The 23,198-nt window shown below is 69.6% G+C and carries 26 protein-coding genes; 14 read left to right on the top strand and 12 right to left on the bottom strand.

All coding sequences use genetic code 11. The features are described 5' to 3' along the window. The first annotated feature begins 2 nt into the window (after positions 1-2). Entirely contained in the window at positions 3-473 is a 471-nt protein-coding gene (locus HNR28_RS12820; protein ID WP_151024492.1) for an HIT family protein, read from the top strand. A 271-nt stretch (positions 474-744) separates the two neighbouring features. Here HNR28_RS12820 and HNR28_RS12815 read toward each other — a convergent pair whose 3' ends face one another. The 9 genes from HNR28_RS12815 to HNR28_RS12775 all read right to left on the bottom strand — a co-directional run bounded on the left by HNR28_RS12815 (position 745) and on the right by HNR28_RS12775 (position 8,045). Then, positions 745-1,170, bottom strand: a complete 426-nt coding sequence (locus HNR28_RS12815) for a F0F1 ATP synthase subunit epsilon (RefSeq protein WP_043684927.1) — start codon at positions 1,168-1,170, stop codon at positions 745-747. Positions 1,171-1,179: 9 nt separating this feature from the next. Next, positions 1,180-2,601 (bottom strand): F0F1 ATP synthase subunit beta, encoded by a 1,422-nt coding sequence (atpD, locus tag HNR28_RS12810; RefSeq protein ID WP_043684930.1) that lies wholly within the window; start codon positions 2,599-2,601, stop codon positions 1,180-1,182. 44 nt (positions 2,602-2,645) lie between these two features. Then, on the bottom strand, positions 2,646-3,545 hold the full coding sequence (gene atpG / locus HNR28_RS12805; RefSeq protein ID WP_043684933.1) for a F0F1 ATP synthase subunit gamma: 900 nt from the start codon (positions 3,543-3,545) through the stop codon (positions 2,646-2,648). Positions 3,546-3,599: 54 nt separating this feature from the next. Beyond that, complete coding sequence (gene atpA / locus HNR28_RS12800; RefSeq protein WP_043684936.1) at positions 3,600-5,141, bottom strand: F0F1 ATP synthase subunit alpha; 1,542 nt, start codon at positions 5,139-5,141, stop codon at positions 3,600-3,602. 36 nt (positions 5,142-5,177) lie between these two features. Beyond that, on the bottom strand, positions 5,178-5,717 hold the full coding sequence (locus HNR28_RS12795; protein WP_043684939.1) for a F0F1 ATP synthase subunit delta: 540 nt from the start codon (positions 5,715-5,717) through the stop codon (positions 5,178-5,180). A 13-nt stretch (positions 5,718-5,730) separates the two neighbouring features. Then, on the bottom strand, positions 5,731-6,201 hold the full coding sequence (locus tag HNR28_RS12790) for a F0F1 ATP synthase subunit B (protein WP_043684942.1): 471 nt from the start codon (positions 6,199-6,201) through the stop codon (positions 5,731-5,733). Between the two features lie 130 nt (positions 6,202-6,331). Continuing rightward, positions 6,332-6,574: a F0F1 ATP synthase subunit C gene (gene atpE, locus HNR28_RS12785; RefSeq protein ID WP_043684944.1), complete on the bottom strand. Its 243-nt coding sequence runs from the start codon at positions 6,572-6,574 to the stop codon at positions 6,332-6,334. Positions 6,575-6,671: 97 nt separating this feature from the next. After that, positions 6,672-7,550 carry a F0F1 ATP synthase subunit A gene (gene atpB / locus HNR28_RS12780; RefSeq protein WP_043684947.1) on the bottom strand — a complete coding sequence of 293 codons (879 nt, stop codon included), beginning with the start codon at positions 7,548-7,550 and terminating at the stop codon, positions 6,672-6,674. 24 nt (positions 7,551-7,574) lie between these two features. Continuing rightward, positions 7,575-8,045: an ATP synthase subunit I gene (locus HNR28_RS12775; RefSeq protein WP_151024491.1), complete on the bottom strand. Its 471-nt coding sequence runs from the start codon at positions 8,043-8,045 to the stop codon at positions 7,575-7,577. 343 nt (positions 8,046-8,388) lie between these two features. On the opposite strand from HNR28_RS12775, the gene HNR28_RS12770 reads away from it, so the two are divergent. The 11 genes from HNR28_RS12770 to HNR28_RS12720 all read left to right on the top strand — a co-directional run bounded on the left by HNR28_RS12770 (position 8,389) and on the right by HNR28_RS12720 (position 19,086). Next, positions 8,389-8,832, top strand: a complete 444-nt coding sequence (locus HNR28_RS12770) for a curli production assembly/transport protein CsgE (protein WP_170288454.1) — start codon at positions 8,389-8,391, stop codon at positions 8,830-8,832. After that, a complete protein-coding gene (locus HNR28_RS12765) occupies positions 8,833-9,300 on the top strand; it encodes a curli assembly protein CsgF (RefSeq protein ID WP_151024489.1) in 468 nt (155 codons plus the stop codon). After that, the gene (locus HNR28_RS12760; RefSeq protein WP_151024488.1) at positions 9,297-10,256 is read left to right on the top strand and encodes a CsgG/HfaB family protein; all 960 of its coding nucleotides are present in this window, start codon (positions 9,297-9,299) and stop codon (positions 10,254-10,256) included. The genes HNR28_RS12765 and HNR28_RS12760 overlap by 4 nt, the downstream gene beginning before the upstream one ends. 37 nt (positions 10,257-10,293) lie before the next feature. Then, positions 10,294-10,842, top strand: a complete 549-nt coding sequence (locus HNR28_RS12755; protein WP_052355981.1) for a hypothetical protein — start codon at positions 10,294-10,296, stop codon at positions 10,840-10,842. Positions 10,843-10,985: 143 nt separating this feature from the next. After that, a complete protein-coding gene (locus tag HNR28_RS12750; RefSeq protein WP_043684954.1) occupies positions 10,986-11,597 on the top strand; it encodes a hypothetical protein in 612 nt (203 codons plus the stop codon). Positions 11,598-11,689: 92 nt separating this feature from the next. Then, on the top strand, positions 11,690-12,007 hold the full coding sequence (gene csgH / locus HNR28_RS12745) for a curli-like amyloid fiber formation chaperone CsgH (RefSeq protein WP_084330752.1): 318 nt from the start codon (positions 11,690-11,692) through the stop codon (positions 12,005-12,007). Between the two features lie 12 nt (positions 12,008-12,019). Beyond that, positions 12,020-14,263: a poly-beta-1,6 N-acetyl-D-glucosamine export porin PgaA gene (pgaA, locus tag HNR28_RS12740; protein ID WP_184142933.1), complete on the top strand. Its 2,244-nt coding sequence runs from the start codon at positions 12,020-12,022 to the stop codon at positions 14,261-14,263. 14 nt (positions 14,264-14,277) lie between these two features. Next, the gene (gene pgaB / locus HNR28_RS12735; RefSeq protein WP_151024655.1) at positions 14,278-16,299 is read left to right on the top strand and encodes a poly-beta-1,6-N-acetyl-D-glucosamine N-deacetylase PgaB; all 2,022 of its coding nucleotides are present in this window, start codon (positions 14,278-14,280) and stop codon (positions 16,297-16,299) included. Positions 16,300-16,311: 12 nt separating this feature from the next. Further along, positions 16,312-17,646 (top strand): poly-beta-1,6-N-acetyl-D-glucosamine synthase, encoded by a 1,335-nt coding sequence (pgaC, locus tag HNR28_RS12730; protein WP_151024654.1) that lies wholly within the window; start codon positions 16,312-16,314, stop codon positions 17,644-17,646. Further along, a complete protein-coding gene (gene pgaD / locus HNR28_RS12725) occupies positions 17,643-18,116 on the top strand; it encodes a poly-beta-1,6-N-acetyl-D-glucosamine biosynthesis protein PgaD (RefSeq protein WP_151024653.1) in 474 nt (157 codons plus the stop codon). Before pgaC ends, pgaD begins: the two co-directional genes overlap by 4 nt. Positions 18,117-18,252: 136 nt before the next feature. Beyond that, entirely contained in the window at positions 18,253-19,086 is an 834-nt protein-coding gene (locus HNR28_RS12720) for a response regulator transcription factor (RefSeq protein ID WP_244978295.1), read from the top strand. Here HNR28_RS12720 and bcsQ read toward each other — a convergent pair. From bcsQ to HNR28_RS12705, 3 genes are all read right to left on the bottom strand, one after another. Continuing rightward, complete coding sequence (gene bcsQ, locus HNR28_RS12715) at positions 19,083-19,790, bottom strand: cellulose biosynthesis protein BcsQ (protein WP_151024652.1); 708 nt, start codon at positions 19,788-19,790, stop codon at positions 19,083-19,085. The two genes, HNR28_RS12720 and bcsQ, sit on opposite strands and share 4 nt — an antisense overlap. Next, the gene (locus HNR28_RS12710) at positions 19,787-20,014 is read right to left on the bottom strand and encodes a hypothetical protein (RefSeq protein ID WP_151024651.1); all 228 of its coding nucleotides are present in this window, start codon (positions 20,012-20,014) and stop codon (positions 19,787-19,789) included. Before HNR28_RS12710 ends, bcsQ begins: the two co-directional genes overlap by 4 nt. Positions 20,015-20,173: 159 nt before the next feature. Beyond that, positions 20,174-20,950 (bottom strand): enoyl-CoA hydratase, encoded by a 777-nt coding sequence (locus HNR28_RS12705; RefSeq protein WP_151024650.1) that lies wholly within the window; start codon positions 20,948-20,950, stop codon positions 20,174-20,176. Positions 20,951-20,975: 25 nt separating this feature from the next. Here HNR28_RS12705 and HNR28_RS12700 point away from each other — a divergent pair, with 25 nt between their 5' ends. Next, a complete protein-coding gene (locus HNR28_RS12700; protein WP_151024649.1) occupies positions 20,976-22,790 on the top strand; it encodes a M61 family metallopeptidase in 1,815 nt (604 codons plus the stop codon). Continuing rightward, positions 22,787-23,182 (top strand): dihydroneopterin aldolase, encoded by a 396-nt coding sequence (locus HNR28_RS12695; protein WP_282958981.1) that lies wholly within the window; start codon positions 22,787-22,789, stop codon positions 23,180-23,182. The genes HNR28_RS12700 and HNR28_RS12695 overlap by 4 nt, the downstream gene beginning before the upstream one ends. Positions 23,183-23,198 lie beyond the last annotated feature (16 nt).

The raw sequence follows: 23,198 nt of genomic DNA, 5'->3' as shown, positions 1-23,198 counted from the left end.
CCATGGCCTTTTTCCCCGACTGCCCGCTCTGCACTCCGGACCACGCCGCCCTGCTCTGGCAGGACGACCGCCTGCGGATCGTCCGCGTGGACGATCCCCGGCACCCCGGCTACCTGCGCATCGTCTGGCACCGCCACGTGGCGGAAAACACGGACATCGATCCCCTGGGCCGCCTGCACCTGATGCGCACCGTGTTCCAGGTCGAGCGCCTGCAGCGCGCCTTCCTCGCGCCCGACAAGGTCAACCTGGCCAGCCTCGGCAACCAGGTGCCCCACCTGCACTGGCACGCGATCCCCCGCTGGCGCGCGGATCCCTGCTTCCCGGACGCCATCTGGGCGCCGCCGCGGCACGATGCCGCCCGCGCGGCCGCCTGGGCCGATTTTGCCGCCGCGCTGGCCCCGCGCGCCGAGCGGCTGCACCGCTTCCTGTCGGCCCGGGGCCCGGCGGCCGACATCCCCGAGCCCGATGCCTGAGGCGCCCGGTCTTCCGCCCAGCCTTCCTTGACGGCCCGGCCATACCGAAGATCCGGCCGGCGCCCTGCACCGGGATGGACCGGCCGAACCGGTTGGGATTGGACGCGGGGATGAAAAAAAGCGCCCCGAAGGGCGCTCGCGCTTTTTTTTGCGTCTTTGCGAACCGGGCCTGGAGACGGGGCCCGAACGGACCGATCCATCGGAGCCGCCCGCCGGACCCACCCGGCCGGCCCGCGGGACGGGCCGGATCGATCGATCCGGCCGAAGCCGCTCAGTGGGAGCTGCGTTTCTGGCTGAACTTGCGCGCGGCGGCGGCCTGGGCCGCCAGCATGGCGAGCTCGGCTTCGACCACGGCGATGTCGGCCTTTTCCTTGGTGTTGCGCAGGGCTTCCTCGGCGCGCTCGCGCGCGGCGACGGCCTTGGCCTCGTCCAGGTCGGCCGCCCGGATGGCCGTGTCGGACAGCACCGTCACGGCGTGCGGCTGGACTTCCAGGATGCCGCCGGCCACGAAGATGTGCTCTTCGGTGCCGTCGGGACGCCGGATTTTCAGCGTGCCGGGACGCACGCGCGAGATCAGCGGCGTATGCCCCGGCAGGATGCCGAGGTCGCCCGACTCGCCCGGCAGGGCGATGAAGGCCGCCTCGCCGGAGAAGATCGAGGCCTCCGCGCTGACCACTTCGATGTGAAGAGTCGCCATGTGCAATCCTTATTGGAGGGTTTTGGCCTTCTCGAAGGCTTCGTCGATGCCGCCCACCATGTAGAAAGCCTGCTCGGGCAGCGCGTCGCACTCGCCCTCGACGATCATCTTGAAGCCGCGCAGGGTCTCGGCCAGCGGCACGTACTTGCCGGGCGAGCCGGTGAAGACTTCGGCCACGTGGAAGGGCTGCGACAGGAAGCGCTGGATCTTGCGGGCGCGGGCCACGGCCTGCTTGTCTTCCGGCGACAGTTCGTCCATGCCCAGAATGGCGATGATGTCGCGCAGTTCCTTGTAGCGCTGCAGCGTCTGCTGCACGGCGCGGGCCACGTTGTAGTGCTCTTCGCCGACGACCTGCGGGTCGAGCTGGCGGCTGGTGGAATCCAGCGGATCCACGGCCGGGTAGATCCCCAGGGCGGCGATGTCGCGCGACAGCACCACGGTGGAGTCCAGGTGCAGGAAGGTGGTGGCGGGCGACGGGTCGGTCAGGTCGTCGGCCGGCACGTACACGGCCTGGATGGACGTGATGGAGCCGGTCTTGGTGGACGTGATGCGTTCCTGCAGCTTGCCCATTTCCTCGGCCAGCGTCGGCTGGTAGCCCACGGCCGACGGCATCCGGCCCAGCAGGGCGGACACTTCGGTGCCGGCCAGGGTGTAGCGGTAGATGTTGTCCACGAAGAACAGCACGTCGCGGCCTTCGTCGCGGAACTTTTCCGCCATCGTCAGGCCCGACAGGGCCACGCGCAGGCGGTTGCCCGGGGGTTCGTTCATCTGGCCGAAGACCATGGCGACCTTGGATTCCGCCAGGTTGTCGAGCTTGATGACGCCCGCGTCGGACATTTCGTGGTAGAAGTCGTTGCCTTCGCGGGTGCGCTCGCCCACGCCGGCGAACACCGACAGGCCGCTGTGGGCCTTGGCGATGTTGTTGATCAGTTCCAGCATGTTGACGGTCTTGCCCACGCCGGCGCCGCCGAACAGGCCGACCTTGCCGCCCTTGGCGAAGGGGCACACCAGGTCGATCACCTTGATGCCGGTTTCGAGCAGTTCGACCGAGGGGGAAAGCTCGTCGAATTTCGGGGCGGCCTGGTGGATGGCGCGCTTTTCATCGGACTGGATGTCGCCGCGCTCGTCGATGGGACGGCCCAGCACGTCCATGATGCGGCCCAGGGTGCCGGCGCCCACGGGCACCGAGATCGGCGCGCCGGTGCCGGCCACGGACATGCCGCGGCGCAGGCCGTCGGACGAACCCATGGCGATGGTCCGCACGACACCGTCGCCCAGTTGCTGCTGGACCTCGAACGTCAGGCCCTTTTCCGCGAAGGCGGAGGACTCGTCGGTCAGGGTGAGCGCGTCGTAGATGTTGGGGATGCTGTCGCGGGGGAACTGAATGTCCACCACGGCGCCGATGCACTGAACGATGGTACCGTTGCTCATGTTTAGTCCTATAAGTATCTCTGGGTTGCCGGTGCCTGCGTCGATCAGACCGCGGCGGCGCCGCCCACGATTTCCGAAATTTCCTTGGTGATGGCCGCCTGGCGGGTCTTGTTGTAGACCAGCTGGAGGTCGCCGATGACTTTCTTGGCGTTGTCGGACGCGGCCTTCATGGCGACCATCCGGGCGGACTGCTCGCTGGCCATGTTTTCCGCCACGGCCTGGTAGACCAGGCCTTCGACGTAGCGCAGCAGCAGCTCGTCGATCACGGTCTGGGAATCCGGCTCGTACAGGTAGTCCCAGCCGTACTGGCTCTGCAGGGCGTCCTCGTCCTGGGACCCGGTCTGGAAGGGGTCTTCCAGGCCCGAGGGCAGCGGCAGCAGGCGGATGAAGCTGGGATCCTGCTTCATGGTGTTGACGAAGCGGCTGGTCGCCACGTAGACCGCATCCACCTTGCCGTCGATGAAGTCGTCGAGCTGGACCTTGATGGCGCCGATCAGGCGTTCCAGGTTGGGCGCGTCGCCCAGCTGGACTTCCGAGGACACCACGTTGACGCCGACGCGGTTGAGCAGCCCCAGGCCCTTGGAGCCCAGCGCCGTGGCCTGGACGCGCACGCCCTGCTGCTCGAATTCCTTGATCCGCGCCAGCACCAGGCGCGAGATGTTGGTATTCAGGCCGCCGCACAGCCCCTTGTCGGTGGTGACCAGCACGACGCCCACGGACGACAGCTTCGGGCGTTCCACCATGTAGGGGTGGGTGTAATCCGGGTTCGCCTGCATCAGGTGGGCCGCGATGGCGCGCACCTTGGTGGCGTAGGGACGGCCCATGCGCATCCGGTCCTGCGCCTTGCGCATCTTGGACGCGGCGACCATTTCCATCGCCTTGGTGATCTTGCGCGTGTTTTGCACGCTCTTGATCTTGGTTCGTATTTCCTTGATTCCGGCCATTCCACTATCCTGTCAGGGCGGTCCGGGACGCGCGCCGCGCGCCCCGTGCGCTACTTAAAACGTGCCGTGCTTCTTGAATTCCTGGATGGCGGCGCCCAGAGCGGCGTCGTCTTCCTTGGAGAGTTCCTTCACGTCTTCGATGCGCTGGATCAGGGCTTCGTGCTTGGCCTTCAGGTAGTCCTTCAGGGCCTTTTCAAAAGCCAGCACCTGGCCGACTTCGAGGTCGTCCAGGTAGCCGTTGTTGACGGCGTACAGGGCGACCGCCAGTTCCCAGACCTGCTGCGGCTGGTACTGGGGCTGCTTGAGCAGTTCCACCACGCGCTTGCCGCGTTCCAGCTGGCGGCGGGTGGCGTCGTCCAGGTCGGAGGCGAACTGCGCGAAGGCGGCCAGTTCGCGGTACTGCGCCAGGTCGGTCCGGATGCCGCCCGAGAGCTTCTTGACGACCTTGGTCTGGGCGGAGCCGCCCACGCGCGACACCGAGATGCCGGCGTTGATGGCGGGCCGGATGCCGGCGTTGAACAGGTCGGTTTCCAGGAAGATCTGGCCGTCGGTGATGGAAATCACGTTGGTCGGCACGAAGGCGGACACGTCGCCGGCCTGAGTTTCGATGATCGGCAGCGCGGTGAGCGAGCCGGTCTTGCCCTTGACGGCGCCGTTGGTGAACTTTTCCACGTATTCGGGGTTCACGCGGGCGGCGCGCTCCAGCAGGCGGGAGTGCAGGTAGAACACGTCGCCGGGATAGGCTTCGCGTCCGGGCGGACGGCGCAGCAGCAGGGACACCTGGCGATAGGCCCAGGCCTGCTTGGTCAGGTCGTCGTACACGATCAGGGCGTCTTCGCCGCGGTCGCGGAAGTATTCGCCCATGGTGCAGCCCGAGTAGGCGGCCAGGTACTGCATGGCGGCGGAGTCGGACGCGGCGGCGGCCACGACGATGGTGTATTCCATGGCGCCGTGTTCTTCGAGCTTGCGCACCACGTTGTTGATGGTGGACGCCTTCTGGCCGATGGCGACGTACACGCAGGTGACGCCCTTGCCCTTCTGGTTGATGATGGTGTCGACGGCCACGGCGGTCTTGCCGGTCTGGCGGTCGCCGATGATCAGCTCGCGCTGGCCGCGGCCGACGGGCACCATGGAATCGATGGCCTTCTGGCCGGTCTGCAGCGGCTGCGACACGGACTGGCGGGCGATCACGCCGGGCGCGACCTTTTCGATCACGTCGGTTTCCTTGGCGTTGATCGGGCCCTTGCCGTCGATCGGGTTGCCCAGGGCGTCGACCACGCGGCCGCGCAGTTCCGGGCCGACCGGCACGGACAGGATCTTGCCGGTGGTCTTGACGGCGTCGCCTTCGGAGACGCCGACGTAGTCGCCCAGAATCACGGCGCCCACGGAATCGCGTTCCAGGTTCAGGGCCAGGCCGAACCGGTTGTTGGGGAATTCGAGCATTTCGCCCTGCATCACGTCGGACAGGCCGTGGATGCGGGTGATGCCGTCGGTGACGGACACGACCGTGCCCTGGGTGCGGACATCGGTGGATGCGCCCAGGCCTTCGATGCGGCTCTTCAGCAGTTCGCTGATCTCGGACGGGTTAAGTTGCATGGTAAGACTCCTGGAATCCTGTTGTATGGCCCGCCATCACGCGGCCAGCGTATCGCGCAGGGCGGCCAGCCGGGCCTGCACGGAAGTGTCGAGCACGTGATCGCCGACGGCGACGCGCACCCCGCCGATCAGTTCCGGGTCGACCGTCACCTGGGACTTGAGCTTGAGGCCGAACTTGCGCTCCAGCCCCTGCAGCAGGGCGGCCACCTGGGCATCGTCGAGCGGATAGGCGCTGGTGATGCGCGCCAGGGCGGTGCCTTCGAGCTGGTTGCGCAGCAGTTCAAATTGCTCGGCCACCTGGGGCAGCGCCTGGACGCGGCCGTTCTCGACCACGAGGGCGACGAGATTGGCCGCCTGCGCGGGAAGCTCCTGGGGGACCAGGCCCGTCAGCAGTCCGGTGCGCTGCGCGTCGGACAGGCGCGGATCGGCCATGGCCTCGAGGACGTCGGGCATGCCGGACACCTGGGCCAGCAGCGACATCACGCCGGACCAGTATTCGAGCCCGCGCGCGTCGTCGCGCACGGATTCAAACAGGGCCTCGGCGTAGGGCCGCGCGATAGTGGATAGTTCAGCCATGACTCGCCCTGATTCAGAGTTGGGCCTGGAGCTGGTCGAGCAGCTCGGCGTGCGCCTTGGCATCGACCTCGCGGCGCAGGATCTGCTCGGCGCCCTTGACGGCCAGCACGGCCACTTCGGCGCGCAGGGTCTCGCGCGCACGCTGGACTTCCTGGGCGGCGTCCTGACGGGCCTGGGCGAGGATGCGGGCCTTTTCGGCTTCGGCTTCGCGGCGGGCCTGATCGATCAGCGAGGTGGCCTGCTTTTCGGCTTCGGCCAGGCGCGCGTGGTTTTCCGTTTTGGCAGCCGCTTCCATCAGACTGACGCGAGCCTGGGCCTGGGCCAGATCGGCCTTGCCCTTCTCGGCGGCGGCCAGACCGTCGGCGATTTTCTGGCGACGATCATCCATTGCCTTCGTCAGGGGCGGCCAGATGAATTTCATCGTAAACCAACCCAGAACGAAAAACACGATCATCTGGAAAAAGAGAGTCGCGTTTAAATTCACGGTCGTTTTCCTAATTTACCCGTTCGTGCCTCGCGGCGATTCCGCAAGGCACCTAATCCGGCCGCCCGCGACCCGCGCGGGCCGCCGACGAACCCCTGGCCTGCGGCAAGCGCCCAGGCCTGCGCCGACATCAGCCCACGAAGGGGTTGGCGAACGCGAACAGCATGGCCAGACCCACGCCGATCAGGAAGGCCGCGTCGATCAGGCCGACCAGCAGGAACATCTTGGTCTGCAGGGTGTTCATCAGTTCGGGCTGGCGCGCGGAGGCTTCCAGGTACTTGCCACCCATCATGCCGATGCCGATGCAAGCGCCGATGGCGCCCAGACCGATGATCAGACCGCAAGCGAGAGCAACGAACGCAACGTTGGTCATAACAACTCCTTGGTAAGTAAACGTTGTTTAGTCAAAAAATCAAGAACCAGAAATCAGGGCAAGCCCCGCGAGCCCGCCCGGGAAGCCCGGGCGAATTTTAGTGGCCTTCGTGCGCCTGCCCGATATACACCAGGGTCAGCATCATGAAGATGAACGCCTGCAGCAGCACGATCAGGATGTGGAAGATCGCCCATGCCGAACCGGCGAGCACGTGTCCGAACGCAAGGCTGATACTGGAAGCATTCGCCCCCGTCCAGGCACCACCCAGCAAGGCGATCAGCATGAACAGCAGTTCGCCCGCATACATATTGCCGAACAGCCGCATGCCCAGCGACACGCACTTGGCCGCATATTCGATGAGGTTCAGCAGGAAATTGAAGGGCGCCAGGACGAGCGCCGCGACGCCGTGCGCATGGAAGGGCGCGGTGAAGAGTTCCTTGACGAAGCCGACCGGGTGCTTGATCTTCACGCCGTAGTACAGCATCAGGACCAGCACGCCCAGGGACATGCCGATGGGGATGTTGAGGTCGGCGGTGGGCAGGATGCGGTGGTAGTACAGCGGATCGGAGTGCTCGGCGCCCAGGCCGGTGATGCGGAAGATCCAGCCGGCCAGATCGACGGGGATCAGGTCGAGCGTGTTCATCAGCGTGATCCAGAGGAACACGGTGAGCGCCAGCGGCGCGGCGAACTTGCGCGTGGTTTCGTTGGGGATGATGCCCTTGGCTTCCTCGTGGACCATGCCCACGAGCATTTCGATGGCCATCTGGAAGCGGCCCGGCACGTCGGTGGTGGCCCGGCGCGCGGCGCGCCAGAGGAAGAAGATGACGATGGCGCCCATCAGGATCGACCAGAACAGCGAGTCGTAGTTGACGACGTCGAAGTTGGCGATGATGTCCTGCTTGTGCCCGAGATTGTTCAGGTGAACCAGGTGGTGCTGAATGTATTCGGACTGAGGCGTGCTTGCAGCGTCGGTCATCGGAAACCCTTTTTCGTATTCAAATCATGGCAGCCGGCGCAAGGCCAGCAGCACCACGTACCCCTTCATGACGCCCAGCAGGCCCAGCAGGAAGGCCAGCCAGTTCAGCCAGCCGCCCCACCGCCACGCCACCAGGACCACCACCCCCGCCACGACCAGCAGCTTGAGGAATTCGCCCCAGAAAAAGGCGAGCGATCCCGGGCGTTTCGGCCCGAAGTACCCCAGCAGCAGCCGCAAGGCGAACAGCGCATTGGGCACGAAATAGGCCGCCGCCCCGATGAGGGCGGAGAGCCCGGCGTCCTTCCCAGCAATTCCCCAGGCGCCCAGCACCACCAGCATCCCCGTGAATGCCTGGGCAGCCAGCGCCTGAAACAGACCGATCCGTGAACGGCGGGCGATGATCGCGCGATCCCGGTCGGACAGCGCCAGCGCCGCGACCGAAGACGCCCCGCCATCCAAGCCATCGCGCGGATCCGGCGCGGACCGATCATCCATAAAAGCCCGTTCACAACCAGGCACCCCAAAGCCCCCAAAACGCGGTCCCAAGGAATACCAGGCGATACAGTCAAACTATTGAATTATAGCTTTTTTTGGCGGGGCGTTCAGCGCCCCAGTCCAAAAGGCGCACCATTTTAGCCTAGATCGGCCTCCCGTGTCTCAGGCCGAACCCGCCCGACAGACTAGGCCGTTTCTCCGACGGCCGGCCGACCGCCCACCCGGCAAACGGCGTAGCGATTCCGGCCTATGGATGGCCGCGGGGCCGGCCCATAACATTCTCCACACGGCATCACAGTTCGACACGTTCGGCAAAGATCGTCGCAGCGGACAGGAGAAGCGCATGCGGTCCATGGGTTTGCGGCTCGGCATCATCATCGCGGCGCTGCTGGGCGCGGCGGCCGCCGCGCAGGAGCCCGGCCAGGAGCCGCGCGACCTGGACCAGGGCCGGATCGACAGCGATCCCCTGCGCGGCCTGGTGATCGGCCGGACCGTCACCGTGCTGGGCTGGGAATTCTACAAGAGTTTCTCGGAAATCTGGCAGGCGCTGTATCCCGATTCGCAGGACACGATCACCGTCATCGAACGGCCGACCGCCCAGTTCGGCAGCGAGATCTGGATCAGCTACGACAACCAGACCCTGTTCCACACCTTCCTGTCGCCCGCCCGCTCGCGGGCGCGCCAGGAAAGCAAGGAGGCCGTCGGCATCGTCCACGACGGCATCGAATCCATCCACATTCAGCGCAGGTTCGTCCAGGACGCCGACCTGGGCCCGGAGGAGATGTAAATGAGCACGCACGAAGCGCACAAAGCAGGTACGCACACAGGCAGCACAGGCAATCCGCACAGGGCCCGGGGCCGCCTGCAGGCCGCGCTGGCCGCCGCCGGGCTGCTGCTGTCGGGCACCGCCCCGGCGGGCCAGCTGGTCTACGTGCCGGTGAACCCGTCCTTCGGCGGCAATCCGCTGAACGGCTCCTACCTGCTGCAGAGCGCCCAGGCGCAGAAGCGCTACCCGTACCCCCTGGACGACCTGGGCCTGGACGGCAACGGCGAGATCAAGATCCTGAACGCCGGCACCGCCCCCATCATCCAGGTCGGCAACGGCGTCTACATCTACGACTCGACCAAGGGCCAGTGGATCCCCTTCGATCTGGACAGCCTGCCGGCCGGCGGCTCGGCCGCGGCGTCCAGCGCCGCCAGCCTGCTCGCGCCGGCCCAAAGCCCGGCGAGCATCGACAGCGGAGTCCTGCAATGAGCACGCTGCCGATCCCCGCGCGCGCCCGGCGCGCCCGCCTCTGCCTGGCCGCGCTGGCCGCGCTCACGCTGTCGGCCTGCGCGCTGCAGAAGCCGGCGAACGTCTCGAACGAGGCGCGGCTGACGCCGGCCACGCCCTCGACGGTCGACCTCATGCGGCTGCCGCCGCCCCAGCGCAAGATCGTGGCGGCCGTCTATGGCTTCCGCGACGAGACCGGCCAGTACAAGCCGTCCCCGGACAGTTCTTTTTCCACCGCGGTGACGCAGGGCGCGGCCTCGATGCTGATGAAGGCCCTGAAGGATTCGGGCTGGTACGTGCCGGTGGAGCGCGAGGGCCTGCAGTCCCTGCTGACCGAGCGCCGCGTGCTGCGCGCGGTGGGCGAGCATCCGCAGGGCGGCGGGCAGCAAGGCGGCGGGCAGCAGGGCCAGGTGCCCAACCTGCTGCCGGCCACCATCATCCTGGAAGGCGGCGTCATCGCCTACGACAGCAACACCCGCACCGGCGGGCTGGGCGCGCAGTTCCTCGGGATCGGCCTGTCCACCCAGTACAGCGTGGACCAGGTCACCGTCAACCTGCGGGCGGTGGACGTCCTGAGCGGCGCCATCCTGAACAGCGTCTCGACGACCAAGACCATCTATTCGTACGAAATCCACCCCAGCTACTTCCGCTTCGTCAACTACTACGACCTGCTGGAAGTCGAGGGGGGCTACACCCACAACGAGCCGGCGCAGCTGGCCGTCAAGGAAGCCATCGACGCCGCGGTCATGCACCTGACCGTGCAGGGCATCAAGGACAACCAGTGGCGCCTGAAGAATCCAGGCGACTGGAACGATCCCCTGATCCAGCGCTATCTGGATGCCGAGAAGGACTACACCCTCACCGTGACGCCGCGGCAGGCCGCGGGGCCGGCGGGCGCCGCCCCGGCACAGGGCGACGGCCAGGCGGCCACGCTGTAGCGGCATCCGCCATCCCGCGAATCAGGAGACCTCCATCATGCACGAATTCCTTCCGACCTCCCCGCGCCGGCCCGCCCGGCGGGGACTGGCCCTGTGCGCCGCCGCCCTGCTGGCCGCGGCCCCCCTGGCCGGATACGGCGCCGGCGCCGAGCCGGCCCGCCCGTCCGAACTGCCGCCGGCCGAACTCGGATCGGCGTCGCTGCGGGCAGACTCGGTCCAGCAGGGCGCGATGAACGCCAGCCGGATCCGCCAGCAGGGCGCGCGCTCGTCGGCTGCCGTCACGCAGCGGGGCGACGGCAACGGCGCCGCGATCACGCAGGCCGGCGCCGGCAACCGGGCGTCCGCCAGCCAGGCCGGCTCCGGCAACCAGGTGGAGATCACCCAGGTGGGCAACAGCGACACGGCCATCGCCCAGCAGGTGGGGAGCGGAAACCTGGCCGTGATCGAGCAGTACACCAGCAACGCCAGGGCCACGGTGGACCAGTTCGGCAGCATGAACGAGGCCCGGGTGCTGCAGAAGAAGCCGGGGTCTTCCGCCCCCGTCCTGCAGTTCGGCGACCGCCTGAAGATCACCGTGGTCCGGTAGGCCCGCCCCGGCGCCCATCCGCCCGGCCTTCCCGCTTTCCGCTTCCTGTTTTCCGGTTTTCCGTTTTCCGACGAAGCCCGGTCCAAGACCGCCGGGCGGCGTATTTCCCAAACCGGTCTTATCGACTCCTGAGGAGCATCATCATGAAAACGCAACTTCGCGTCCTGGCATCCGGTCTCGCCCTGGCTTTCGCCGGTTCGGCGGCATTCGCGGGCAGCACGGGCAGCACCGACCAGCGCGGCTTCAACAACGACGCGGCGATCACCCAGTCGTACAACACCAACGCGTCGGCCTACATCGACCAGGAAGGCGACCGCAACGTCGGCAAGATCAGCCAGACCGGCGTGATCGGCCAGGCCAAGATCTGGCAGGCGGGCGTCAACAACACGGCCGACGTGCAGCAGACGCACACGCACGCCCGCGCCGAGGTGGTGCAGAAGGGCAGCCAGAACGTGGCCAACGCGATCCAGTCGGACGGCTCCGGCCAGGAATCCTCGATCCGCCAGTCCGGCTTCAACAACACCGCCAGCACCTCGCAGAAGTACGACTCCTTCGCCGAGGCGAGCATCATCCAGGAAGGCGACCAGAACGTCGGCAACATCACGCAGAAGAACGGCTGGGGTCAGGAAGCCAGGATCTACCAGGCCGGCTTCAACAACACGGCCAACGTCAGCCAGACCGGCGCCTCGCTGTACGCCTCGGCGGTACAGAAGGGCAACATGAACGTCAGCACCATCACCCAGACCGGCTGGTAAGCCGCCGGGCCGGCGGCCCCGCGCCCGGGACGGCCGCCCCCGGCCGGCCCGGGCGCCTCCCTCCCCCGGCGCCGCAGCATCAGGAGACGACCATGATGGCAATGGATGCAGGCCTGCAGGTCTGGCTGGACACCGTGCCCGGCACGCGGCCCGGCATCATCATCCCCTACGTGCGCAGCCCCGAGGACGGCACCCTGCGCTACCAGTTGAGCGCCGTCCGGCAGGGGCGCAGCGGAACGTCCTCCCTCCAGCAAAGCGGCAGCGTGCCGCTGCGCGCGGACACGCCGACCGCCCTGACGCGATTTTCCCTTTCCGTGGGCGAACGGGACCAATGCCGGATCGAGCTGGTCCTGTACGCCAACGGACATCCGGCGGGCACGTACACCTTCGCGTGCCCCCGCACCCCCTGAGCCGCGTCCGCCATGAAGCCCGCCCGACCCGCCCGGCCGCCGGCCGCCGCGCTCATCGCGCTCATCGCGCTTGCAACGTGCGCCATCCTGGCACTGCCCGGCACGGCCGCGTGCGCCCCGACGCAGGCGACCCAGGCGACGCAAGGGACGCAAGGGACACGAGGGACACAAGGGACGCAAAAGACGCAGGAGGCGCAGGATTACGACGCATTGATCCGGCAGGCCCGCGCGGGCGACCACCAGCCGGCGCTGGACATGCTGAAGCGGCGTCTGCAGCAGACTCCGGAAGACCGCCGCGCGCTGGAGGACTACGTCACGATCGCCGGCTGGGCGGGCCAGCCCCATGCGGCGCTGGAACTCGCCACCGCGGCCTACGAGCGGGCGCCGGACGCGCCCGGGGTGGCGCACGCCTACGTCCTGGCCCTGCGGCAGGCGCGGCTGCCCCGCGCGGCCCTGCGCATCGCGCAGGCGCATCCCGGCCTGGCCGACCCCGCCCTGGTCCGCGCGCTGCAGGCCGACGCCGCGGCCCAGCTGACCCGGACCGCGTCGGCCGACGCCCGGGGCGAGGCCGAGCGGTACGTCCTGGCGGACCGCGCCCTGGCCGAATACGACCGGCTGATTCCGCAATGGCGCGCCCTGGGCCCGCAGGCCCGCGGCGACGTGCGGCGCGCCGAGACGGACCGCCTGCAGGCCCTGCGCGCACGCGGCCGCATGCGGGACCTCGCGGCGGGCTACGAAGCCATGCGGGCGGAGGGCACGCCCGTCCCGGATTACGCGCTCGACGACGCGGCGAGCGCGTACCTGGCCCTGCGCCGGCCGGAAGAGGCCGCGCCCCTGTTCGAGCGCTCCCTGGCCTCCACCGCGGGCCAGGACGCGACGGCCCGGGCGGCCGGCCAGATCGGCCTGTTCTACGCGCTGTCCGAGTCGGACCGGACCGGCGCGGCCAACGCCGAGCTGGACCGGGCGCTGGCCGCGCTGCCCACCTGGGTCTGGATCAAGGGCGATCCGATGCGCCGTCCCAATCCCGCGAAGCTGGACGCCGAACTGGTGCGCGCCCTGGGCGCGCTGTACCAGGGCGATACGCTGGACGCCCAGGCCCGCCTGGACCGCATGGCCGGGGAAGCGCCCGGCAACACCGGCCTGCGCGTGGCGCGGGCGGAAGTCTGGCGCGCGCGGGATCTGCCGCGCCGGGCGGAAAGCGAACTGAAGATCGCCGAAACCCAGGCGCCCCGATCCATCGAGGTCGAGCTCGGCCAGGCCGAGACCGCCCTCGCCCTACAGGAATGGCGCCAGGCCGGGCTGCTGCGCGACGACCTGACGGCCCGCTTCCCGGAATCCGCCGCGGTGCAGCGGCTGGACCGGGCATGGACCGCGCACCGGCAGGCCGAATGGCGGACCAGCGCCAGCCGGGGCGGCGCCAGCGGCGGCGCGGTGCTGGGCAGCCGCGAGGCGAGCATCGACACCGTGCTGTACTCGCCGCCGCTGGACGAGAACTGGCGCGCGTTCGCCGGCACCGGCTACGCCGAGGCCCGGTTCGAGGAAGGCACCGGCCATTACGCCTGGGCGCGCGCCGGCCTCGAATGGCGCGGCCGGGACCTGACGGCCCAGGTGGAAGCCTCGGGCAACCGCTACGGCCACGGCACCCGGGCCGGGGCCGCGTTCTCGGCCTTCGTGGACCTGGACGACCACTGGCAGGCGGGCGTGGGCGCCTCCCTGCTGTCGCGCGACACGCCGCTGCGGGCCTTGAAGCACGACATCAGGGCCAACGGCCTGAGCGCCTCCCTGCGCTGGCGCGGCGACGAGCGCCGGGAATGGACCCTGACCGTGGCGCCCGCCTTCTTCTCCGACGGCAACCGCCGCCTGGAGGCCGGCCTGTCCGGGCGCCAGCGCCTGTACACCGCGCCCAGCGTGCGGATCGACGCGCTGCTGGACCTGTCCGCCTCGCACAACACGGCCGACGACGCCCCCTACTTCAATCCCCGCTCGGACCTGACGATCCTGCCGGCGCTGCAGCTGGCGCACACCCTGTACCAGCGGGGCGATGTCCGGTGGGAGCAACGGGTGCAGCTGGCGGCCGGCGCCTACGCGCAGCAGGGCTATGGCACGGGCGGCCTCTACACCCTCGGCTACGGCCTGCGCTACCGCCACGGTCCCGCGTTCGAGATCGGCTTTCTCGCCTCGGTCGCTTCGCGGCCCTACGACGGCCAGCGCGAGCGCAGCTTCAACTTCCTCGTCGACGCGACGATCCGGTTCTGACTCGGGAGCGCGCCATGCCACGATCCTTCACCTGCGGTCCGCGCCTGTTCCTGCTGGCGTGCTGCCTCGCGCTGCTCGCCGGCTGCGCGCGCGACATCCCGGCGTTCGTGCCGCCGGCCCAGAGGCCCGTGGTCGCCATCGACCGGCCCTGGCCCGCCAATCGCGTGCTGGCGCTGGCCTACCACGACGTGGAGGACAGCGATCCCGACCAGCGGTTCCTGGCGGTGCGCACGGACCAGCTCGTCGCCCAGCTCGAATGGCTGCGGAACAACGGCTACCAGGCCGTGTCCGTCGACCAGATCCTGGCCGCCGGCCAGGGCGGCGCGCCCCTGCCGCCCAAGGCCGTGCTGCTCAGCTTCGACGACGGCTACCGCAGCTTCCGCAGCCGCGTCTACCCCATCCTGAAGGCCATGGGCTGGCCCGCCGTCTGGGCGCCCGTGGGGCGCTGGATCGACACCCCGCCGGACCAGCCCGTGCGCTTCGGCGATCTGCGGGTGCCGCGCGACCGCTTCGCCACCTGGGAGGACGTGCGGCAGATGGCCCGCTCCGGCCTGGTCGAGATCGCCTCGCACACCGACGACCTGCACCAGGGCATCCCCGCCAATCCCCAGGGCAACGCGGAGCCGGCCGCCGCCACGTACCGCTACGACGCCGGCGCGCGCGCCTACGAGACCCCCGCGGCCTACCGGCGGCGCATCGCGGACGACGTCCGGCGCATCACGCGCAAGATCCGCCAGGCCACCGGCAAGGCGCCCCGCGTCTGGGTCTGGCCCTACGGCGCCGCGAGCGGCGAGGCGCTGGACATCGTCCGCAGCCAGGGATACCGCATGGCCCTGACCCTCGACGGCGGCCTGGGCAGCGTGGATGCGCCGCTGTCCATGCCCCGCATGCTGGTGACGGACTCGCCCGACATGCCGGCGTTCGCGCGCTCCGTGCTGGGCGCCGAGTCCCGCGGCGACTTCCGCGTGGCGCAGGTGGATCTGGACTACGTCTACGATCCCGACCCGGCCCAGACGGACAGGAACCTGGGCGCCCTGGTGCAGCGGATCGCCGACCTGAAGATCGACACGGTCTTCCTGCAGGCCTATGCCGATCCCACGGGCGACGGCCTGGCGCGCGCGGTCTATTTCCCCAACCGCCGGCTGCCCATGCGCGCCGACCTGTTCAACCGCGCCGTCTGGCAGCTGCGCAACCGCGCCCGCGTGAAGGTCTACGCCTGGATGCCGGTGCTGAGCTTCGACCTGCCCGGCATCGGCCGCGTCCTGCGCCTGGACCCCGCGCATCCGGACGCGCCTCCGGCGCCGGATCCCGCGCAATACCGCAGGCTGTCGCCCTTCGACCCGCGCGCCCGGGCGGCCATCGCGGACCTGTACGAGGACATGGCGCGCGCCGCGCCGATCGACGGCGTCCTGTTCCACGACGACGCCCTGCTGGGCGACTTCGAGGACGCCGGCCCGGCGGCGCTCGCCGCCTACCGGCGGGCGGGCCTGCCCGATTCGATCCCGGCGCTGCGCGCCGACCCGGACACCCTGCGGCGCTGGACGCGCTACAAGAGCCGCGCGCTGACCGATTTCACGCTCGCGCTGGCGCGGCGCGTGCGCGCCATCCGCGGGCCGCAGGTGGAGACCGCCCGCAACCTGTACGCCGAGCCGGTCCTGAACCCGGCCAGCGAAGCCTGGTACGCGCAGAACCCGGACGACTTCCTGCAGGCCTACGACTGGACCGTGCCCATGGCCATGCCGCTGATGGAGCGGGTCCCCCTGGCGCGTTCCGGCGCCTGGATCGACCGCCTGGTCGCGGCGATGCGGCAGCGCCCGGGCGCGCTGGAGCGCACGCTGTTCGAGCTCCAGGCCCGCGACTGGAGCCTGCCGGGCCGCCCGCCCGTGGACAGCCGGATCCTGGCCGGCTGGATGCAGCGCCTGCAGCGCGCCGGCGTGCGGCATTTCGGCTACTACCCCGACGATTTCGCGCACGACCGGCCGGCGCTGGAGACCATCCGGCCCGCACTCTCGACCGCCTGGTATCCCCACCGCTGAGGAGAATCCGTGATGACGGACCGATTGTTCGCCTTCCTGATCCTGTGCCTGGTCGCGGGCGCGCCCTTCGGGGTGGCGCTGCTGTGGACGGGCAACCTGATCCTGGACTTCGTCTTCTTCTATCCGCTGTTCATGTCGAGCCTGTGGATGTTCGGCGGGCTGTACTACTGGCTGCACTGGGAGCGCTACTGGCCCTGGGGCCCGGACGCCGCCCCGCCGGCACTGCGCGGACAGCCCTGGGTTTCCATCCTGATCCCCTGCCACGACGAGGCCGAGCACGGCGCCGACACGATCCTGTCGGCGCTGGGCCAGCGCTATCCGCGGGTGGAGGTGATCGCCATCGACGACGGCTCCACGGACGCCACGGGCGCCTTGCTGGACCGGCTGTCCGAGGCGCACACGCGCCTGCGGGTGATCCATCTCGCCCGCAACCAGGGCAAGGCCATGGCCCTGCGCATGGGCGCGCTGGCGGCCCGCGGCGAATACCTGGTCTGCATCGACGGCGACGCCATCCTGGACCGCGACGCCGCGGCCTACCTGGTGGCCCCCCTGATCGACCACCCGCGGGTCGGCGCGGTCACCGGCAACCCGCGCATCCGCACCCGGTCCACGCTGATCGGCCGGGTCCAGGTGGGCGAATTCTCGTCCATCGTGGGCCTGATCAAGCGCACCCAGCGCGTCTACGGCCAGATCTTCACCGTGTCCGGCGTGGTGGCCGCCTTCCGCCGCGGCGCGCTGGACCGGGTCGGCTACTGGAGCCTGGACATGGTGACCGAGGACATCGACATCAGCTGGAAGCTGCAGCGCGACCACTGGTCGATCTTCTACGAGCCGCGCGCGCTGTGCTGGATCCTGATGCCGGAAACGCTGCGCGGCCTGTGGAAGCAGCGGCTGCGCTGGGCGCGGGGGGGCGCCGAGGTCTTCCTGAAGAATCTCCCCGGCATCCGGGCCTGGCGCCACCGCCGCCTCTGGCCCATGGCGCTGGAATACTGCGTATCGACGATCTGGGCCTTCGCCCTGGCCCTGTCCCTGGCGCTGTGGGCGGCGGGCCTGTTCGTGGCCCTGCCCGCGCGCATCCACGTCGAGACGCTGGTGCCGCCCGCCTTCACCGGCATGGCGCTGGCCGCGGCCTGCCTGTTGCAGTTCTGCGTCAGCGTCTTCATCGACCACCGCTACGAACGCGGCCTGTTCCGTTCGCTCTACTGGGTCATCTGGTATCCCCTGGCCTACTGGATGATCAGCCTGCTCACCACGCTGTGGGGCTTTCCCCGCGTCATGCTCCGGCGCCGCCGCGACCGGGCCCGCTGGAAGAGCCCCGACCGCGGCATCAAGGCGCCGACATCATGATGATCATCCAGACCCCCCGCTCCGCCCTCGCCGCCGCGCTCGACGGCCTGCTCACGACGCTGGCATGGGCCACGTTCGGCTTCCTGTTCGCCTCGGGCGTCCACTCGATCATGGCGGGCACGGCGCATGCGGCCGCCAGCCCCGCCGTGTCCCGCCTGCTGCCGGACGCGCAGGCGCTGCTGGCCTACGCGCTGGTGGCGGCCTGCATCGGACTGCTGCTGTCCGCCTGGGCCTGCTACAACGCCGTGCGCTTCAGCGGCCTGCACCGGCGCAGGCCGCCGGGCGCCCCGGGGCCGGAGACGCTGGCGCGGCACTTCGGCGTCAGCCTGGCGCAGCTGCGGATCCTGCGCACCAGCCGGAGCCTCCTCATCCACCATACCGACGAAGGCCGGATCAGCATGATCGACTTCGCGCAGCGCCCGGCCGAGGACGCCGAGCCCGGGCACATGGCACTACAAATGCAACAATGATCCCTACAGATTGGTTACGAGTGGAAAGATTAGTCACACATGGAAAATTAAGGATTGTCAAATCCGCCTTACCCATCAAGAATTGAACACCCGTTTCACTGCGTGTAACCAAAGTCCTTCTCAAAGGAGCATCACGATGGTGACCATCACGGTAGTGGAGCCCAACGCGCTCCTGCGCATGGGACTCCTGACGCTGCTGCGTACGCTGGACTGCGCCTTCACCAGCACGGGCATCGACTACGCGCAGCTGTTCCACGACACTCCGCGGCGCAGGGAGACGGACCTGATGCTGCTGTCGGTGCCGGGCGTCTACGACCGGATGATCGAGCTCGTCACCGCGGCGCAGGAACACTATACGCCGCGCCGCCTCCTGCTGCTGTCGGAAACCTGGACCCTGCCCTACTCGCTGCTCAACCTGCCTCCCGTGCTGGCGGGGTACATTTCCAAGCACGCCTCGCAGGACGTGCTGAAGACCTCCGTCATGCTGGTCCTGGCCGGCGGCAAATGCTTTCCGCACCCCGACGCGCGCCAGGCCGACATCCTGCAGCCCGACGGCCGCGAGCAGCCGAGGCGGCGCTGGTACGACCGCCTGGAGCTGCCTTCCCTGCCCCGCAGCGACGAGCCCCAGCCCGACAATCTGCTGCATCTTCCGGGCGGCGGCCACGCGCCGCCCGCGCCGCGGGCCGGGATCCAGACCCTCACGCCCGAACTCGTCGCCCGCGAAGCCCCCATGCTGCACCTGACGCACCGCCAGTACGAAGTGCTGGTGCTGCTGGCCCAGGGCTATCCGCTCAAGAAGATCAGCCGGGAACTGAACATCTCGGTGGCCACCGCCAAGACCCACGCCGAGGCGCTCTACCAGCGCCTGGCCGTCAACAGCCGCAACGCCGCGGTCTACGCGGCCGTGTCGCGCGGCGCCACGCTGGGCTGGCACGACCCCGCCACGATGCGGCGCGATACCGCCGCCTAGGACAACAGGCACCACTGCGCGAGGACTCGCGCGGCCCGGCTGGCGGCGGCATCGGGCCGATAGCGCGTGACCGGCTGCTTGCACGCCAGGGCCTCGGACAGGCACGCATCGCGGCGGATGGCCTGCGGCAGCACGCGCGGCCCGTAGTGGTGGCGCCAGTCCAGCACGACGTCGCACGCCAGCGGCCAGGACGGCTCGAAATCGTTGATCAGCAGGTGGCTGGCCGCGCCCAGGCCGATCTGCGCCAGCAGCACGTGGGCGGCGGCGTCCGGCTGGGCGACCAGCACGTCCAGCGTGCTGCGGAAGCGCAGCGCGCGCGCCTGCCGGCCCGGATAGGCGGGACAGTCGAACAGCACCCAGTCGAAATCCCCGGCCAGGCCGGCGAGGGCGCGCAGCCAGAAATCGTCGCCATGCAGCAGGGGCGGCATCCCCGCGTCCTCGACGGCCGCGCGGCCGAACGGCACCAGCGCCAGGCCGGGCGCCGGCTCGAATGCCTGCTGGCGCCAGTCGAACGGGAAGCCGGCGGCGGCCCAGCCATGCCCGTCCCGGTGCGGCACGCCGAAATGCAGGCGCAGCAGATCCGAGGCATTCAGGTCCACCAGCAGCACGCGCTGGCCCAGCGCGTGCAGGGCATCCCCCAGCATCCCCGCGACCGTCGTGGTGCCCTCGCCGCCGCGCACCCCCGTCAAGGTGAGGATGTTCATCGCGCCGCGTCCGGATCGTCGTCCCGCGCGGACGGCGCGCGCCGGCTCCGGGCCAGGTAGCGGTCCATTTCCGCCAGCAGCGGCCAATGGGCCAGGGCCTGGCGGAACGCCGGGCCGTCGGCGGGAGCGGCCGGATCGGTCTCGCGCCGCGCCCGCGCGCCCGGATGCGCCCGCACGGCGGCCGGAACAGGGCCGCGGCCATGCAGCAGTTGCGTCTCAGCCATCGCACCCCCGTGACCAGGACCAGGTCGTTCAAGACATTCTGTATCCGGTGACGATAAGGGTTTTCCGGCGCACCCGTAAGGGACGAACGGCCGATCGGCCGTTCGGGCTAGGCCCGTCCATCCGCGGGAGGACGGGCCGCGCCCCGGAAGGAGCCGCGCCTAGCGGTGCTTGAAATCCGGCTTGCGCTTTTCCACGAAGGCGCGCATGCCTTCCTTCTGGTCCTCGGTGGCGAACAGGGCGTGGAAATTGCGCCGCTCGAACAGCAGCGAGTCGTCCAGCGAGGCCTCGAAGGCGCGGTTGACGCATTCCTTGGCCATCATCACGGCCTGCAGCGGCATCGAGGCGATGGTCGCGGCGGCTTCGAGGGCCTCGTCCAGCAGGCGTTCGACCGGGACGATGCGCGACACCAGCCCGGCGCGCTCGGCCTCGGCGGCGTCCATCATGCGGGCCGTCAGCACCAGGTCCATGGCCTTGGCCTTGCCCACCGCGCGCGGCAGGCGCTGGGTGCCGCCATAGCCCGGGATCACCCCCAGCTTGATTTCCGGCTGGCCGAACTTGGCGTTCTCGGCGGCGATGATGAAGTCGCACAACATGGCCAGCTCGCAGCCCCCGCCCAGCGCGTAGCCGGAGACGGCCGCGATGAGGGGCTTGCGGGTGCGGCGCAGCGCGTCCCAGTTGCCGCCCAGGTAGTCGGCCTTGTAGACGTCCATGTAGGTCCAGCCGGACATGGCGCCGATGTCGGCCCCGGCGGCGAAGGCCTTCTGGCTGCCGGTGAGCACCATGGCGCCGATGCCGTCGTCGGCCTCGAAGGCGCGCACGGCGGCTGACAACTCATCGATGACCTCGTTGCTCAGGGCGTTCAGGACCTGCGGGCGGTTCAAGGTCAGCAGGCCGACACGGCCCCGGACCTCGACCTTGACGAACGATTCGCTCATGGTGCCTCCAAAGTAAACTACCGCTATGAAAAATGTGAAAGACGAACAGATGATCCGCTATCAGGTGCGGCTCGCCGACCCGGCCGGGCACCGCTACGCCGTCCGCCTGACGATCCCGCGCCCCGATCCGGCCGGCCAGAAACTGCGCCTGCCCGCCTGGATTCCAGGCAGCTACCTGATCCGTGATTTTGCCCGACAGATCGAAACTTTGCAGGCCCGCTGCGGCGGGCACCCGATCGAGGCGCGCAAGACCGACGGCAGCACCTGGCGCTGCACCCCCTGCGCCGGGCCGCTCACCGTGGACTACCAGGTCTACGCCTGGGACCTGTCCGTGCGCGGCGCGCATTTCGACGAAAGCCACGCCTTCTTCAACGGCTGCAGCCTGTTCCTGGCCGCCGTCGGCCAGGAATCGCAGCCCTGCCTGCTGGAACTGTGCCCGCCCGCCCATGCGCGCGGCTGGCAGGTCCACACCAGCCTGCCGTCCGCCGCCGGCCATCCGGACGCGGCGCCCCCGCGCGGCTTCGGCCTCTACCAGGCGGGCGACTACGACGCGCTGATCGACCATCCCGTCGAGATCGGCACGCCCCAGTGCGTCAGCTTCGAGGCTCACGGGGCAGTCCACGACCTGGTGTTCACCGGCCTGGCTCCCGGCCTGGACCTGGAGCGCATCGCCGCCGACGCGCAGAAGATCTGCGCCGCGCAGATCGAGTTCTTCGAGCCCGACACCCGCCGCGCGCCGTTCCTGGACAGCGCCGGGCGCTACGTGTTCCTGGTGACGGTCACGGGCGACGGCTACGGCGGCCTGGAACACCGCGCCTCCACGGCCCTGATCACCCGCCGCGCCGATCTGCCCGCGCGCGGCTGCGAGGCGCCCGAAGGCTACGTCACCTTCCTCGGCCTGCTCAGCCACGAATACTTCCACACCTGGAACGTCAAGCGCATCAAGCCCGCCGCCTTCGTGCCCTACGACCTGAGCCGCCCCAACCACACGGAACTACTGTGGGTGTTCGAGGGCTTCACGTCCTACTACGACGACCTGATGCTGCTGCGCGCGGGCGTGATCGACGAGCCCGCCTACCTGAAGCTGGTCGGCCGCACGCTGGACCAGGTGCTGCGCGCCGGGGGCCGCCTGAAGCAGTCCGTGGCGGCCAGCTCCTTCGACGCCTGGACGCGCTACTACAAGCAGGACGAGAACTCGCCCAACGCCTTGGTCAGCTACTACACCAAGGGCGCGCTGGTCGCCCTGGGCCTGGACCTGGAAATCCGCCGCCAGAGCGGCGGCGCTCGCAGCCTGGACGACGTGATGCGCCTGATGTGGCGGCGCTACGGCCGCGACTTCTACCAGGGCCGCCCGCGCGGCGTGGCCGAGGGCGCCATGCCGGACCTGATCCGCGCCGCCACCGGCGCCGACGTGGCCGACTTCATCGCCCGCCACGCGCGCGGCCACGAGGACGTGCCCCTGAAAGCCGCCCTGGCGCGCGCCGGCATCGAGCTGTCCGCGCAGCCGGAGGGCACCCGCCCCGAGCTGGGCGTGCGCACCCAGGCCGATCCGGCGGGCGTGCGCCTGGCCACCGTGTACGAACACGGCCCGGCGCACCGCGCCGGCCTGTCGGCCGGCGACCTGCTGATCGCCGCCGACGGCCTGCGCATCGCCGACGCCGCCGGGCTGGACCGCCTGCTGGACGCGCGCCGACCGGGCGAACGCCTCGCCCTGCACGTGTTCCGGCGCGACGAACTGCGCCAGTACACGGTGCGGCTGGGCAAGCCGGCCGTCCTGCGCCACCAGTTGCGGCGGGCCGCCCCGGCAGAAGCGGCCTCCGGCGCCCCGGAGGCCGCGTGAGCGCGCCGGGCCGCCCCGGGCGCCCGGAAGGCGGCGGGGCCACCCGGCGCGTGATCCTCGACGCGCTGCGCGTCCAGGCCCCCATCGGCATGCTGGAGCACGAGCGCCGCGCCGCGCAGCCGCTGACGATCCGGGCGGAATTCGACACCGACGCCGCGCGGCCCGTGGACGACGCCGACATCGGCACGGTGCTCGACTACCGCCTGCTGCGCGCCGCCCTGGTCGAGGAGGCCACGCGCGCCCACACCGACCTGCTGGAAACCCTGGTGGACCGCACGCTCGACCGCGTCCTGCGCGATTTCCCCGCCGTCCTGGAGGTTAAAATCCGCATCTGCAAGCCGCGGGCCTTCGACGACTGCACCGTCTGCATCGAACAGTCCCGCCGCCGCTGAACCCGTCTCCGCCCGC

The sequence above is a fragment of the Castellaniella defragrans genome (assembly GCF_014203015.1).
Classification (GTDB): domain Bacteria; phylum Pseudomonadota; class Gammaproteobacteria; order Burkholderiales; family Burkholderiaceae_B; genus Castellaniella; species Castellaniella defragrans.
Note: the sequence above shows the minus strand (reverse complement) of the source record. Positions and strands in the feature narration are given on the sequence as shown.

What these genes read in the sequence shown, in the direction of transcription:
- HNR28_RS12775 (WP_151024491.1), bottom strand. Translation starts at nt 8,045, where the DNA reads ATGGATGATCGGTCCGCGCCGGATCCGCGCGATGGCTTGGATGGCGGG.
- HNR28_RS12795 (WP_043684939.1), bottom strand. Translation starts at nt 5,717, where the DNA reads ATGGCTGAACTATCCACTATCGCGCGGCCCTACGCCGAGGCCCTGTTT.
- HNR28_RS12815 (WP_043684927.1), bottom strand. Translation starts at nt 1,170, where the DNA reads ATGGCGACTCTTCACATCGAAGTGGTCAGCGCGGAGGCCTCGATCTTC.
- pgaA (WP_184142933.1), top strand. Translation starts at nt 12,020, where the DNA reads ATGAAGCCCGCCCGACCCGCCCGGCCGCCGGCCGCCGCGCTCATCGCG.
- HNR28_RS12700 (WP_151024649.1), top strand. Translation starts at nt 20,976, where the DNA reads ATGAAAAATGTGAAAGACGAACAGATGATCCGCTATCAGGTGCGGCTC.
- HNR28_RS12765 (WP_151024489.1), top strand. Translation starts at nt 8,833, where the DNA reads ATGAGCACGCACGAAGCGCACAAAGCAGGTACGCACACAGGCAGCACA.
- pgaB (WP_151024655.1), top strand. Translation starts at nt 14,278, where the DNA reads ATGCCACGATCCTTCACCTGCGGTCCGCGCCTGTTCCTGCTGGCGTGC.
- bcsQ (WP_151024652.1), bottom strand. Translation starts at nt 19,790, where the DNA reads ATGAACATCCTCACCTTGACGGGGGTGCGCGGCGGCGAGGGCACCACG.
- csgH (WP_084330752.1), top strand. Translation starts at nt 11,690, where the DNA reads ATGATGGCAATGGATGCAGGCCTGCAGGTCTGGCTGGACACCGTGCCC.
- atpG (WP_043684933.1), bottom strand. Translation starts at nt 3,545, where the DNA reads ATGGCCGGAATCAAGGAAATACGAACCAAGATCAAGAGCGTGCAAAAC.
- HNR28_RS12820 (WP_151024492.1), top strand. Translation starts at nt 3, where the DNA reads ATGGCCTTTTTCCCCGACTGCCCGCTCTGCACTCCGGACCACGCCGCC.
- pgaD (WP_151024653.1), top strand. Translation starts at nt 17,643, where the DNA reads ATGATGATCATCCAGACCCCCCGCTCCGCCCTCGCCGCCGCGCTCGAC.
- atpE (WP_043684944.1), bottom strand. Translation starts at nt 6,574, where the DNA reads ATGACCAACGTTGCGTTCGTTGCTCTCGCTTGCGGTCTGATCATCGGT.
- atpA (WP_043684936.1), bottom strand. Translation starts at nt 5,141, where the DNA reads ATGCAACTTAACCCGTCCGAGATCAGCGAACTGCTGAAGAGCCGCATC.
- pgaC (WP_151024654.1), top strand. Translation starts at nt 16,312, where the DNA reads ATGACGGACCGATTGTTCGCCTTCCTGATCCTGTGCCTGGTCGCGGGC.
- HNR28_RS12705 (WP_151024650.1), bottom strand. Translation starts at nt 20,950, where the DNA reads ATGAGCGAATCGTTCGTCAAGGTCGAGGTCCGGGGCCGTGTCGGCCTG.
- HNR28_RS12750 (WP_043684954.1), top strand. Translation starts at nt 10,986, where the DNA reads ATGAAAACGCAACTTCGCGTCCTGGCATCCGGTCTCGCCCTGGCTTTC.
- HNR28_RS12770 (WP_170288454.1), top strand. Translation starts at nt 8,389, where the DNA reads ATGCGGTCCATGGGTTTGCGGCTCGGCATCATCATCGCGGCGCTGCTG.
- HNR28_RS12760 (WP_151024488.1), top strand. Translation starts at nt 9,297, where the DNA reads ATGAGCACGCTGCCGATCCCCGCGCGCGCCCGGCGCGCCCGCCTCTGC.
- atpB (WP_043684947.1), bottom strand. Translation starts at nt 7,550, where the DNA reads ATGACCGACGCTGCAAGCACGCCTCAGTCCGAATACATTCAGCACCAC.
- atpD (WP_043684930.1), bottom strand. Translation starts at nt 2,601, where the DNA reads ATGAGCAACGGTACCATCGTTCAGTGCATCGGCGCCGTGGTGGACATT.
- HNR28_RS12755 (WP_052355981.1), top strand. Translation starts at nt 10,294, where the DNA reads ATGCACGAATTCCTTCCGACCTCCCCGCGCCGGCCCGCCCGGCGGGGA.
- HNR28_RS12710 (WP_151024651.1), bottom strand. Translation starts at nt 20,014, where the DNA reads ATGGCTGAGACGCAACTGCTGCATGGCCGCGGCCCTGTTCCGGCCGCC.
- HNR28_RS12720 (WP_244978295.1), top strand. Translation starts at nt 18,253, where the DNA reads ATGGTGACCATCACGGTAGTGGAGCCCAACGCGCTCCTGCGCATGGGA.